Genomic DNA, 13,672 nt, shown 5'->3' with positions numbered 1-13,672 from the left:
TTTTGGGAGGTTTGATCTGTGAACAACTCGACAATCGGTGCCGCTGTGTCCATGTCCAGCCTGCAGCAGCGGCTGGATATCATAGCGGATAACATTGCCAATATGAACACAAACGGCTATAAGAGCAAAGAAGGCTCTTTCGAGGACGTGCTCACACGTGTGCAGCAGCAATCTAAGGACTATGACCAGCCTGGCCGCAGTATGCCTTTGGGCTTCAACATCGGCTTTGGGGTCCGTGTGCCTTCGGTTACAAGCAACTGGGAAGAGGGCACTCTTCAGGAAACGGGGAATCCAACGGATCTGGCGCTTCAGGGTAATGGATTGTTCGGAGTTCAGGTCAACGGAGCTACTGCGTATACCCGTCAGGGTGATTTCCATTTCACCCCGGATACCGCGAATCCTGACAATATGATGCTTGTAGATAATACCGGTAACCCTGTGCTGAACACAGACGGGAATCCGCTCACAGTGCCGGCCAATGTTAGTGCTGCTATTGACGAGAGCGGCCGGGTACTTACCAAGACCGGTGAGAATGATCCTGCTATTATAGCGGGCACAATTATGATTGTAGAGCCGCTGAGCAAGAAGGCTCTGCGGGCTGTGGACGGCAACTTCTATACACTTGCCGATGGTGTGACTGCACAGCAGGCGTTTGTGCAAAGAGCCGCAGGTGAGGCGAAGGATGTAGGCGTACGTACCGGATATCTGGAGTCATCCAACGTGGATCTAAGTAAGGAAATGACCGAGATGATGCAGATTCAGCGCACCTATCAGCTTGCTGCCCGGGCGTTGTCCTCCAGTGACCAGATGCTGGGCCTGGCTAATAACATGCGTGCGTGAGGTGACGGAATGAGTCGTGAGAAGATCAACAAACCGGAAGAAGAACAACAGCAGCAGCCGGTAAGGCGGCGCGGAATTTCGGCATGGACCATTATCCAGTGGTTCCTGATTCCCCTGCTGCTTGTTGCCGCGCTTGGAGGCGGCCTGGTCGTCGGTTACGTGATTCTCGGCCAAAAAGAATTTAGCGATGTGCTCCTCTGGAGCACCTGGAAGCATGTATATGATTTGGTGTTTGCACCATAAATAATTCCTAAATATAGGATTTCGGAAGCTCCCTTGTTGTGCAGGGGAGTTTTCTTTTTTATACTGAAAAATGTATAATGATGGCGTGCCCTAAGAGCGCCAAAAAGGGCCCTCTCCGCCATGCTGCCGCGTGCGGTGGAGAAAGCCCCTTATCTTAACCTCCACTGCTGCAGGTGGTGAAGGATAGTTATAGTTTTTGCCGAAGCTGCCCATATTTATGCAGGGCGGTGAAGAATAAAACAAAAGCGCTGTTGTAGGCGGAGGTTTTATAGACGCGGTTACATCCGAAGGGAGCTTTGCTGATCATGCTGGATATCAATCAAATTCAAGAAATCATCCCCCACCGGCCCCCATTTCTGCTGGTGGACAAAATCACTGAAATAGAAATGGGCAAACGGGCTGTCGGCATCAAAAATGTGACGGTGAATGAACCGTTTTTCACCGGACATTTTCCGGGATATCCGGTAATGCCGGGTGTGCTAATCACGGAAGCGCTGGCTCAGGTGGGCGCAGTAGCTATACTGGGGCTGGAAGCAAACCGCGGTAAAATCGGCTTCCTGGCCGGCCTCGACGGCTTCCGTTTCCGTGGCCAGGTCGTACCTGGCGATACCCTTGTGCTTGAGGTGGAGATTACCCGGCTTAAAGGCAGCATCGGCAAAGGCCAAGCTACCGCTAAAGTGGAAGGCAAGATTGTGGCTTCCGGGGAAATTATGTTCGCACTCAGCTAGTTCCTGTTATAAAATTATAAATTATAGATGGAGAAGGAGAGATTCACATGACTGGATTAAGCCCAAAGGCCGCAGAAACCTTAACACGCTGGCTGCAGGACCCTTCCGTTGACGAGAGCACCAAGGCAGAGCTGAAGGCTCTTGCGGATGAGCCGAAGGAACTGGAGGAACGTTTCTATAGAGACCTTGAATTCGGGACAGGTGGTTTGCGCGGAGTGATCGGCGCCGGCAGCAATCGGATTAACCGATATACCGTAGGCAGAGCGACACAAGGCTTCGCTAATTATATTCTGGGACAGCATACAGGAGAAGGACGTCCTTCCGTGGTCATTGCCCACGATTCCCGCCGCTTTTCGCCGGAATTCACGCTGGAAGCTGCACTTGTGCTGGCCGGCAACGGAATTGAGACACATCTGTTCCCATCCTTGCGGTCCACACCGCAGCTGTCCTTTGCAGTTCGCCATCTGAAGGCCTCAGGAGGCATTGTAATTACTGCAAGTCATAATCCGCCTGAGTACAACGGGTACAAAGTGTATAACGCAGAAGGCGGACAGCTGGTGCCTGACGAAGCGGAGAAGGTAATTGCCAATATTTTGCAAGTAGACTCCTTTAACGGCGTAAAGCGTATTTCCCGTGAAGCCGCAGAGAGTGCAGGCTTGCTGCACTGGCTGGGTGAAGCTGAGGATGAAGCGTTTACGGATACAGTAGCCGCAGTCAGTGTCGGCCGTGAAGAGATTGCTTCTACGCTTGGCCGTGATTTCTCGATTGTCTACACACCGCTGCATGGGACAGGCAATCTTCCGGTCCGCCGTGTACTTGAGAAGATCGGATTCACCCAGGTACATGTGGTGCCCGAGCAGGAACAGCCGGATTCAGAATTCTCCACGGTGAAATCCCCGAACCCGGAAGAGCGTGAAGCCTTCACCTTGGCTATGAAGCTGGGTGAAGAACTGAATGCCGATCTGTTAATTGGTACAGACCCCGATGCAGACCGTATGGGCGCGGTTGTGCGGGACAATGAAGGCAAGTTTGTGGTCTTGTCCGGTAATCAGTCGGGCGCCCTCATGATTCATTATTATTTGAGCCGCCTGCAGGAGCAAGGCAAGCTGCCAAGCAATGGTGCGGTAGTTAAAACTATTGTGACCAGTGAGATGGGAGCGGCTGTAGCCAGCCATTACGGAGCTACTGTGTTCAACACGCTGACAGGATTTAAATATATCGGCGAGAAGATGAACCAATTCGAGCAGTCCGGCGAATACACTTATCTTTTCGGATATGAAGAGAGCTATGGTTACCTGGCCGGCAATTATGCCCGTGACAAGGATGCTGTCCTGGCTGCGATGCTAATCGCTGAAGCAGGGGCTTATTACAAAGCCCAGGGCAAGACGCTGTACGATGTGCTTCAGGAGTTGTATGCACAATTCGGCTACTTCCTCGAGAGCCTCGAATCGCGCACCCTTAAAGGTAAAGACGGTGTAGCACAGATTCAGGGAATCATGAATGACTGGCGCACCAGCCCGCCGCATGAAATTGCCGGAGCCTCAGTTACAGAGGTACTCGACTATTCACTCGGACTGAACGGTCTGCCTAAGGAGAATGTGCTGAAATATCTGCTCTCCGACGGCTCATGGTTCTGCCTGCGTCCTTCCGGCACCGAGCCGAAGATCAAGGTTTATTTTGCCGTCGTTGGCGAATCGCTTCAGAATGCCAAAGACAAAGTGGCTGAATTGACTAATCAGGTTATGGCCCGTGTAGACGGGAAATAATACTAAATATAGAACATGCCTGCGGAAACGGAGCTGCTCCTGGTATAGGGACATCCGTTTCCGCTTAAATTTGACCACAGCAAGAGTGTTTGAGCTTATTTTGACGGAATGGCACTAAGCTTTAAAGGGAAAGAGGAGGTACTTTTGGTGCAACAGAAATGGCAACGCTGGAATATAGCTTCGCGCAAATGGTTGTGGATTATCGTGGTGATTGGCCTGCTTGCTGCTCTCCCGGTTGTGTATGACCGTCTTCAGACGGAGAAGTCTTCCAAAACGGTTGAATTTGTCTTTGATTACCGTGATCTGGTCGAAGTAGCCAGCTACCGGGGGAATCCGCAGGATTATATCTCCGAGCAGCTCGACCGGCTGAAGTCTGCCGGTGTTCAGAGTATGGCAATATACGAAAGCACATTGGAGGATTTCCGCAAGGCCCGCCGCCTGATGCTGTGGGGAGCGGCTGATATCGCTAATCTGACCGATACTGTAATTCCTGAGAATGAGAACTATACATATGTCCTCTTTACCAGTGCGAAGAACAGTGGAACGCTCTCACCGATCATCCGGGATGCATTTGCCGGCTTGGATATTGCAACAGAAGAATGGACCTACCGCGGACAACAGGGCCTGATTATCAAAACTCCCCTGGAGAATGCAACGCTCAAGCCGCTGCAGCCGGATCCGTCCACACTGGAGATGCTGCATGAGAAAGGCTTCAATATTGTGCCGCGCCTTGTGGATTCGCTGGCGTATAATCAGGAAGCCGTTAAGAGTCTGCTGGACCGTTACGCGGAGCTTGGAGTCAAACGTCTGCTGTTCGAAGGCGAGTCTGTTAAAGGCTACTCCGATGATGCCGATCTGGCCAGTATCACTGCATTCGCTGATCTGCTGAAGGAACGCGGGATGGGGATTGCAGCCATTGAGAATATTAAGGTACAGCAAAAAGGCTTCACCAAACTGGCCTATTTGCTGGACTATAACGTGACGCGGCTGTACTCGCTCAGTGAGGCTGATTCCGGCCTGTCCACAGAAGTGATTGCCGACCGCTTTGCACTGGCTACGAAAGACCGTAACATCCGGATGATCTATCTCAATACGATTCCTTCACGGGATACATCCAAGGCACAGGTTACCGATACGCTCGACAATCTGGTTACGAGCCTTAGCGGTCCTGATGGTGCGGTTGCAAAAATTGAAGCTAACGGTTTTGAAATGGGACAAGCTACTGCGTTTGACGTGGTGGATTCCTCTTTCCAGCGTTATTTCAAATTAATTGCGGTAATCGGAGCTGTAGCCATGGTTGCACTCCTGGTTTCCTACTTTGTTCCTTGGCTTACACTGCCTGCATGGGTGCTGGGGCTGCTGGGGAGTGCAGGACTCATGGTTCTGAAGCCGGCGTTATTTGAACAGGCACTCGCGCTTGCAGTGGCTATAAGTGCGCCTACCGTGGCTATGGTGCTGGCTGTCCGCAAGATTAATGAAATGGGACCGCCGTTGCGTGCCAATCCCTTGACCTTTGCTGTGATGGGCCCGCGCCGCAGGCTGACGCATAGTCTGGTTCTTTACGTCAAAACAGCGCTTATCTCGTTTAGTGCAGTACCCTTTGTAATTGCGCTCTTGAATAATGTCACCTATGCCCTGGTGCTCAATCAGTTCCGCGGCGTAAGTCTGCTTCATTTAGCACCAATTGGACTCACTGCGCTATATGTGCTTTTATACCGTGGGGAGTTTGCCTTCAACAAGACCGGGAAGCTGCTGCGGACGCCGATCACCCTCGCAATGGTAATTGTTGCCGGCGTACTGGGGATTCTGGGGATGTACTATTTAAGCCGTACAGGCAACAGTGGTAGTGTAAGCTCACTCGAAATGTCGTTCCGCACCTTCCTAGAGAACACAGTCGGTGTAAGACCGCGTAACAAAGAGTTCCTGCTGGCACATCCGCTCTTTATCCTTGGCGCATTCATGGCCTATAAATACCGGAATGCTGCTTTTATCATGATTATTGCAGTTATCGGCCAGTTGTCCATGGTAGATACCTTTGCCCATATTCATTCGCCGGTTCTGATCTCGCTGGTCCGCGGCCTTCTGGGTCTGGGACTCGGTCTTATCATCGGCATTATCGCTATAGGGGTATGGCAGATTGCGGAAGGGTGTTGGAAACGATGGTCGCCGCTGCTCAAAAAATTATAATCTCGGGTTATTACGGATTCCGCAACAGCGGAGACGAGGCGGTTCTACAGTCCATTCTGAACGCACTCCGTAAGCAGTCTGAGGCTGCTGGAATAACGCTGACCCCCGTGGTGCTCTCCATTGATCCGGAATGGACAACCGTTACTTACGGCGTCGAATCCGTGCACCGGATGAAGCTGGGAGAAGTGCGGAAGGCAATATCAGAGAGTTCCGGGCTGATAAGCGGCGGGGGCAGTCTGCTACAGGATGTAACAAGCAGCAAGACCATTCCGTACTATCTGGCCATCCTTAAGCTGGCCCAATGGATGGGCAAGCCAACCTTCATCTATGCCCAGGGAGTCGGACCGGTGAACCGCAAGCTGTTTCATCCCCTGATCAAATCGGTTTTCCGTAAATGTGCTTATGTATCCGTGCGGGACGAGCAGTCCCGCCTGCTGCTGCAGTCTATGGGTCTGGATACGAGCAAAATAGATGTGGTCCCTGATCCGGTTATGGGCCTGACGCTCCCGGAAGATGCACGTACAGAAACACATGAGCCGGGTAGGGGGAATGCGCATGTACATGATTCAGATAACTCTATTCTGCAGACAGCGCCTTATACCGTAGGCATCTCCGTCCGATTCTGGGAGCAGTCGCGCAAAGAGCTGGATGCATTGGCTGAAGGACTGGTGAAGGCATCAGCAGAGCTGCCGCTTCATTTACGTTTTCTGCCGTTCCATCATTCTGCGGACAATGAGGCTTCACGTTATGTCATGCAGAAGCTGGGACAAGGTGTAGAGGAGTATGGGGGTGCCGTCAGTATTTGCGAGGATGCGCTCCATCCGCAGCAGATGCTGCGTGAAGTAGGACAGTGCCAGGCGCTGATTGGCATGCGGCTTCACAGCCTGATCTATGCTGCCGGAAGACGGGTTCCGCTGATGGGAGTCTCCTATGATCCGAAGATCGACCATTTCCTTAAACGAATCGGGTGCCGGCCGGTAGGTTCCACAGCTACGCTGGAAGGTGATATGGTTACAGTGGGACTTCTGGAACTGCTGAAATCAGGAGAGGCATGGAAGCGTGAGCGTGAACCGCTGATTGCTTCGCTGGTTGAAGAAGCTGAGGCTCCGGCCCGGCAAGTTGCCCAATATTTCCGCCGTAAAGGATGAGTGACAAGTGAAAGCAGATAGCGCGATACCTACAGTGCCGATTTTCGGCATCCGAGTATCCAAGGTTGATATGAAGACAACGGTTTCTTATTTGACGGAGGCGGTTCATAATCGTGTTCCACACCAGGTCATTACCGCTAACCCGATCATGGTCATGGCTGCCCTCGAGAATCCGTCGTATATGGAGATTATGAAATCAGCAGAGCTTGTAGTTCCCGACGGGACTGGTGTAGTGTGGGCAGCAGATTACTGCAAAGAGCCAGTTGCTGAGCGTGTAGCAGGTTTTGATCTTTTACATGAATTATTGCGCCAGGGTGAAAGCTACAACTGGAGAGTATATTTACTGGGCTCAACCCCCGAGGTGATTCGCGAGACGACTTCTAGGTTACAAACTGGATATCCCGGCATAGTCATTGCAGGCTATCATGACGGGTACTTTGGTCCGGATGAGGATGAGCAGATTCTCGCTGGAATTCTCGAAGCTAAGCCTGACCTGCTCTTCGTTGCCAGAGGGGCAGACAGCCAGGAGCCGTGGATTGCTAAATACAAGTCCCGGCTGCAGATTCCGGTTATGATGGGTGTCGGCGGAAGCTTTGATGTAATCTCAGGTAAGAGCCGCCGTGCTCCCAAAGTCTTCCAGAAATTGAGGGCGGAATGGTTATACCGGCTGATTAAAGAACCTACACGTTACAAAAGAATGCTTGCGCTGCCGAAATTTGCAGTAAAAGTGGTACGAGAGAAAGATAAAGTGACAAAAGACCAGTAATTTGAGGATATTTACTGAAAAAATCCGTGTAACAGCCTAAAAACGGTATTGGAATTTGTTTTTGGTTCAGCGTATAATTCAATGCGGTAGAGAAATGGGGGTCGACTGAACAAATGTTAATCATATACATCGCCGGATTTATTGTGTGCATGGGACTTGCACTGCTTTTGACACCGCTCGTTAAGAAGTTTGCTATTAAGATCGGTGCGACAGATGTGCCTAATGCCCGTAAAGTGCATACGAAGATCATGCCCCGCCTTGGCGGACTCGGCATATTTCTGGCGTTTGTGTTAGGCCTGCTTGCCGTATTACCGATTATTCCGTATGACTTCACTCCGCGGGAGGCTAACTTCATCAAGGCGCTGCTCTGTGGCGGCGGTCTGATTGTGCTGATCGGCGGTCTCGATGACCGGTTTGAGCTATCAGCCAAGGTGAAGCTGCTGGGCCAAATTGCCGCAGCCTGCATCGTAGTTTTCGGTTTTGGAATTACTGTTGATTTCGTAAACATTCCTTTTCATAATAGCTATTCCTCACTGGAGAGCTGGATTGCCATCCCTCTGACGATCTTCTGGATTGTCGGCGTCACGAACGCCGTGAATCTGATCGATGGACTGGACGGGCTTGCAGCCGGTGTATCCGGTATCGCGATTGCCACAATTGCCGTAATGGCCTTCCTGATGGGCAATACCATGGTTGCTCTGCTGTGCTTACTGCTTCTGGGCAGTATACTCGGTTTTCTGTTCTTTAACTTTCATCCCGCCAAAATCTTCATGGGGGATACAGGCTCGCTGTTCCTGGGCTTCTGTCTTGCACTGCTCGCGCTGCTCGGATTCAAACAGATTGCAGTGGTATCGTTTATTACTCCACTCCTGATTATCGGGGTTCCTTTATCGGATACGTTCTTTGCCATCGTACGGCGCAAGCTGCAGAAGAAGCCGATCTTCGCACCGGACAAAGGCCATCTCCATCACTGCCTGCGTGAACTTGGCTTCAGCCACCGCCAGACCGTATTGATTATTTATGGCATCGCAGCCTTCTTCGGAATTCTGGCTGTCATTCAGACATCTGCTTCACTCTATGAAGCCAACTGGGTAACATTCGTGGTGATCTGCGTCATGCTCTTCTTCCTGCAGATTGGTGCAGAGATCACTGGTGTGATCAGCAAAACCAAACGCCCGGTCATAGACTTATTCCTAAGAATGCGCATGAAGCTGGATCCTGAGCGCAGTTCTAAATCTTAGAACAAACTGAAATAATAATTCTATTTTTTTCCTTAAGATAGCAAAACTCATCCTTTTTGGATGAGTTTTTTGTTTTATTCTAAAAATATGCCCCCCACAGACCGATAAAGTACAAAGTGAGGTTTATCAGAACATAAACTCAAAGGAGAGATATACACATGTTACGCTTTAAGAGACCATTCGTTTGGCTGCTGCTGGCGGCACTGATCGTTTCTATGTTTCCAGGCAAATATACGCCCCTTGCGGCGGCAGCTACCACGACTTACTTCAGTCCGGATGAGCTCAAGTTGCGGGATACCGTTGTTCTGGATCCGAATGTAATAACAGCAGGTGCAGAAGGGCTAATCAGCCGATCCAGTGTGTATCTGACTACGAACCAAAACCTGTCTATTACTGGTACCTATTCTCAAGTAACTTCATCTACAATGAAGGTTACTGTTGAGCAACTGACTCAAAGTACAAACGGAAAGTGGACTACAGACTCTACCCGTTTGACTACAGGTACGGTTACACCCGATGCCAATAGTCCAAGCAATCGCTTTACTACTAGCGGTGTTGTTTTATATGCTGGTTTTAATAAAATTACTTTCTCCGGTATGCAGGGTAACCTGACACGGTCGGAGTCCTTTTATATCCTTTACGACAAAGTTCCATATCTTTCTGCACTTCAAGTGCTCGGTGGTCCTGCAGCACTTAATCTAAATGAAGGGACACAAGTAGTCGTTCCCGTCGACACAGTTACGCTGCAGGGTAAGGCGACGAATGCAACGCAGGTTACAGTTTCTGTGAATGGCGGAACTGCACTGACAACAACCCTGCTTGAGGACGGCACGTTCTTCTCCCCTTCATTAACACTGAAGCCAGGCTTAACCAATATTAAAATAGCTATTAAGAACGCTTCCGATTCCATAGATATCGAACGCTCCTTATACTTCTTTGATACAGATCAGCCTTACGCATCCTTAAATATAGTACACGGTTCAGGAACATATAATATTCTGAACAACATTCCTACGCTTAGTGATAGCTCTACTAATAAGGCAGGCTTCTCCGGTCAAATTCTGGTCCCGTATAGCAGCACTACATTTGCGAGCTCAGGAAAGCTTACTATTAACAAAAACACCACGACCCCTATTCCAGTAAATATAGCATCGATTGATCAGGAGTTAACCATTCCCGGCGCTGACGGAGTGACTCCTGCATACAAGCTGGTTAAATTCAAAACACAGGCTGACTTAACGCTTATCACCGGACTAACCGAATTTACCCTGGCTGTAGACTATGGCACTTATAGCTCTTCGCTGGTCTACTCTTATAGATATCTGCCGGGAGAAGTTGTAATTAACGATATGTATTACCTTCCAGGATATACAGGTTCGGGCAGCATCTCAAACATCTCCAAACTGCCTCTGAACGGACAACAGATGGAGAAGGATAACTTCTACATTCTGGTCAAAACCAATGTGGGCATCGACACAGCCAAATTATCGGCCAATTATCTCCCGCTCAGCAACAAAGCGCTGTCTTTGACAGATCCGCCTATCACCGGAATGACTGGACAGGGAACTAACGAGTACATTTACAAAATCACAGGTTTCTCAAACGGACAACAGAAAGTACAGTTCCGTTATGGGACATCTAATTCCTACTATAATGCAGATATTTCGTATATATCTAAGAACTATATCTACGTAAGCAGTCTGCAGGATGGACAGACCTATGAGTTTAATTCTGCTGCTGAGACCAGCATGAAGGTTTCAGGTGAATATATCGGGTTCGAGAATTTCGTGAGTGCTCAGGTTCAGGTTAACGGTATCGACAGTAATCTCCTTCCCGATACCAAAGACAGTGTTGGTAATACACGTGTTAATAAATTTGCTTTAGGTGTAGATAAAAACAAACAAACCTTCAGTTTCGATTTGTGGATCACGCAGTCTGGTCCGCTGGTCTATGGCGAGAATAAGATTGTATTCACCGGGATATCCCAGGATAACGGCCAGAATCAGCGGATCATCACCAAAGAGCTGAAGATATATATTATTGATACTAATGTATCGAATTTGACGCAGTTTCATCCGGCGTTAGGAACCGGACGTACTGCCTTCTCAATTCAGTCATTAAGCAATGAAACAGAGCGCAATAAAATTCTCGCATTGCCTGCGGAATTCGTCTATAAAGATGAAAAGTACACTACTAATGCAGAGAGCTATGATCTGGTGCTTCGGGGTGGTGGAGCGACGACCATGAACCTCTATAGGGGTTCAGAATTGATTTTCACCTCAACAGGTACCACGAAAATGCTGGGAACGACAGATGAGCTGCTTGGTCCTATACCCTCTAATCCAGCCGGACAATATTTTGATTATTACGGCAGCAGCAATGATTTCCTACTGCGTCTGCGGGATTTCAAATTTGATGCTCCAGGAAGCCATGTATACACCATGGAGCTAATCAACAAGACCGGAGCAAGAACAACGCAGCGGCTTGAAATTGTACGTGAGGTATCTCCTTACAGGGTCTTGTCCCCTGTAGCAACAGTCGGGGATCAAATTGTAGTGAATAAGAACTTTGTTCGCTTCGATATTGAAGCTGAAGGTGCAACCAAGGTTATGATTGATAAGTATGAGGCTGTGAAGCGTACAGATCTTGATAACCGCTTCACTTATGATTTTGTAGGCTTGAAACCGGATAAGGCAACAACGATCAAAATTCAAATCGTCCGGGCCGATTCTACCCTGAACGATACAATTTCTGTGTATTATGCGAGTGCTATACAGATCGATACTCAGTTTATGGCAGAGAAGGTAGCAACGAAATACACTGTATTTAACAAAGCGCTTCAGCTTGCATTCCCGAAAGGGACAATTATGAAGGGCTACACAACTACAGGAGCCGCTAAATATTATCCGGATACGAAACTGCTGTTTGGGATTGCCGATCCCGTCGACGGCGTTGTAGAGCGGACTAACGATTACGGGAATATCATCAATGTCAGTCCTTCGGACAGCCGGACCCTTGGCGGCAAGCTTCCGCTGGTCATCCCGCAAGAGCTTGTACTACGATTCACTTCGACTGCTACTACCAATAATTTCTCCAGAGTATCGGATATTTATTGGCTGAACGGCGGGCTAGGCGAGTCGGGAACCCAAGGCTCCCAATCCTATCTGCCAGCGACGAACGGAATTGCCCCTTATTCAATAGAAGGATATTTCACGCAATACAGTTCTACACGTAAAATTGTACCGTCACAGCGCGGTGAGCTGACCTTAAAATTCAACTCCAGCATAGTGGATGAGGTCGGGACGACTGTTACTGTTTTCCGATATACCGATGCAGGGAAGTGGGAGAACATCGGCGGAGAGGTGGATACCAAAAACCATACGGTTACGGTACCGTTCGATGAATTTGGTTATTATACTGTAATGAAGCTCCGCAGAGGATTTACGGATATCACCAATCATCCTTGGGCGAGAAATATTTTGAATGGCCTCTATTCTAAAGGCATCATGACCAACATCCGATCCGATGCTTTTGGAGCTGATGATACGACTACCCGTGGTGAGTTCGCCACATTGCTAGTAACAGGACTAAGCATTCCGCTCAATTATGATAATAACAAACAAACATTCTTCGATATTGTACCAGAAGCTGTTTCAACAACATGGAACTTCAAAAGCATTGAAACAGCAGCGAGAGCAGGGATCATTACCGGTCTTAGTGACGGATTCTTCGGTCCTGACCAGTCGCTGACCCGTGAGCAGGCTGCGGTAATGATCGCCAGAGCCCTTAAGCTGAAGATGTCTGCTAACGACGCCAAATTGTTAACAAGCTTAGGGAAGTCATTCGTTGACTCTGGCAGTATGGACTTCTACTCAAGACCTGCCATTGAGGCAGTATCGAAAGCGAAGATTATGGAAGGCAATGCAACAACGATTACCGGTCAAGCTAAGCCTGTATATAATTTCAATCCAAAGGGCAAGCTTACAAGAGCGGAAGCCGGTAAAATTGCTGTAGCCCTGCTGCAGAAGAGCACCAGCATCTTCCCAAAAACCTTCAACTAATGTGACTACTTGAACAGCAGGTCCGCGAAAAACTGTTCGCGGACCTGTTTTATTGTAATTTAATTACATACTGTGCACATTAACTTTTGTAATCTGCACCGATTTACGTTACAATAACTTAGAAAATAATATTTTCTGAAAGGTGAAAGCCATCGATGAAACCGATTTTATCAAAAGCACAGCTGGATTACACGAAAGCAAAGAATATGTTTGAGAATAGAGCCAAAATCCTGGAGAAGGAAATTGCCGCCAAACGCGCAGTGCAGGAGATTACGCAGGAACTGATGGAAGAGCTTGTACAGTCTACTGGGTTCCATGATGCATATAATGACCTCGTTATTGCCGAGAATGCATTGATTGAGTGGTCACATACCACCATCAAACATGAGAAGAGCTACCGCGAGAACCGCGGAGCAATTGATGCAATGTATGAGAATGTAAATGCCAGTCCTGAGAAACGCCAGGAATTGATTCAACTATCAATGAAGATCCGTTAGTTCATATGCCATAAAAAAGAGCGCCGGAAACGGCGCTTTTTGTAATGCCAAAGTCAAGATGCTTTAGAGTAAAGAAGGCAGATTATGTTTATTGACTTAACAAATATTGCTTAATGACGTTTGGAAAGCGTCTATGCTATACTGATTCCCGTAGCCACCCAACATTAACAATAGTTAGTAGAACATACATATGGT

The 13,672-nt window shown here is 48.7% G+C and carries 10 protein-coding genes; all 10 read left to right on the top strand.

Annotation, left to right across the window (positions count from 1 at the left end; translation table 11 throughout):
* Window positions 1-18 precede the first annotated feature (18 nt).
* The 10 genes from R50912_RS30515 to R50912_RS30470 all read left to right on the top strand — a co-directional run bounded on the left by R50912_RS30515 (window position 19) and on the right by R50912_RS30470 (window position 13,477).
* Complete coding sequence (locus R50912_RS30515; RefSeq protein ID WP_042240280.1) at window positions 19-840, top strand: flagellar hook-basal body protein; 822 nt, start codon at window positions 19-21, stop codon at window positions 838-840.
* A 9-nt stretch (window positions 841-849) separates the two neighbouring features.
* Window positions 850-1,083 carry a DNA-directed RNA polymerase subunit beta gene (locus tag R50912_RS30510; RefSeq protein ID WP_042240276.1) on the top strand — a complete coding sequence of 78 codons (234 nt, stop codon included), beginning with the start codon at window positions 850-852 and terminating at the stop codon, window positions 1,081-1,083.
* Window positions 1,084-1,388: 305 nt separating this feature from the next.
* Window positions 1,389-1,811 (top strand): 3-hydroxyacyl-ACP dehydratase FabZ, encoded by a 423-nt coding sequence (gene fabZ / locus R50912_RS30505; protein ID WP_039303787.1) that lies wholly within the window; start codon window positions 1,389-1,391, stop codon window positions 1,809-1,811.
* Window positions 1,812-1,858: 47 nt separating this feature from the next.
* The gene (locus R50912_RS30500; RefSeq protein WP_042240273.1) at window positions 1,859-3,577 is read left to right on the top strand and encodes a phospho-sugar mutase; all 1,719 of its coding nucleotides are present in this window, start codon (window positions 1,859-1,861) and stop codon (window positions 3,575-3,577) included.
* Window positions 3,578-3,724: 147 nt separating this feature from the next.
* Window positions 3,725-5,764, top strand: a complete 2,040-nt coding sequence (locus tag R50912_RS30495) for a DUF5693 family protein (protein WP_042240270.1) — start codon at window positions 3,725-3,727, stop codon at window positions 5,762-5,764.
* Window positions 5,737-6,912 (top strand): polysaccharide pyruvyl transferase CsaB, encoded by a 1,176-nt coding sequence (gene csaB, locus R50912_RS30490; RefSeq protein WP_042240267.1) that lies wholly within the window; start codon window positions 5,737-5,739, stop codon window positions 6,910-6,912. The genes R50912_RS30495 and csaB overlap by 28 nt, the downstream gene beginning before the upstream one ends.
* 7 nt (window positions 6,913-6,919) lie before the next feature.
* Entirely contained in the window at window positions 6,920-7,678 is a 759-nt protein-coding gene (locus tag R50912_RS30485; protein ID WP_042240265.1) for a WecB/TagA/CpsF family glycosyltransferase, read from the top strand.
* A 113-nt stretch (window positions 7,679-7,791) separates the two neighbouring features.
* Window positions 7,792-8,919, top strand: a complete 1,128-nt coding sequence (locus R50912_RS30480) for a glycosyltransferase family 4 protein (RefSeq protein WP_039303756.1) — start codon at window positions 7,792-7,794, stop codon at window positions 8,917-8,919.
* Window positions 8,920-9,077: 158 nt separating this feature from the next.
* Window positions 9,078-12,980: an S-layer homology domain-containing protein gene (locus R50912_RS30475; protein ID WP_042240263.1), complete on the top strand. Its 3,903-nt coding sequence runs from the start codon at window positions 9,078-9,080 to the stop codon at window positions 12,978-12,980.
* Window positions 12,981-13,135: 155 nt separating this feature from the next.
* Window positions 13,136-13,477 (top strand): hypothetical protein, encoded by a 342-nt coding sequence (locus R50912_RS30470; RefSeq protein WP_042240259.1) that lies wholly within the window; start codon window positions 13,136-13,138, stop codon window positions 13,475-13,477.
* Window positions 13,478-13,672 lie beyond the last annotated feature (195 nt).

This window comes from Paenibacillus sp. FSL R5-0912 (genome assembly GCF_000758605.1).
In the GTDB taxonomy this organism is placed as follows: Bacteria; Bacillota; Bacilli; order Paenibacillales; family Paenibacillaceae; genus Paenibacillus_AQ.
This window is presented reverse-complemented; position numbering and strand designations above follow the sequence as displayed.

Bases quoted from the DNA above. Each gene is read 5' to 3' on its own strand.
- R50912_RS30470 (WP_042240259.1), top strand. From the start codon at position 13,136: ATGAAACCGATTTTATCAAAAGCACAGCTGGATTACACGAAAGCAAAG.
- csaB (WP_042240267.1), top strand. From the start codon at position 5,737: ATGGTCGCCGCTGCTCAAAAAATTATAATCTCGGGTTATTACGGATTC.
- R50912_RS30510 (WP_042240276.1), top strand. From the start codon at position 850: ATGAGTCGTGAGAAGATCAACAAACCGGAAGAAGAACAACAGCAGCAG.
- R50912_RS30480 (WP_039303756.1), top strand. From the start codon at position 7,792: ATGTTAATCATATACATCGCCGGATTTATTGTGTGCATGGGACTTGCA.
- R50912_RS30475 (WP_042240263.1), top strand. From the start codon at position 9,078: ATGTTACGCTTTAAGAGACCATTCGTTTGGCTGCTGCTGGCGGCACTG.
- R50912_RS30500 (WP_042240273.1), top strand. From the start codon at position 1,859: ATGACTGGATTAAGCCCAAAGGCCGCAGAAACCTTAACACGCTGGCTG.
- fabZ (WP_039303787.1), top strand. From the start codon at position 1,389: ATGCTGGATATCAATCAAATTCAAGAAATCATCCCCCACCGGCCCCCA.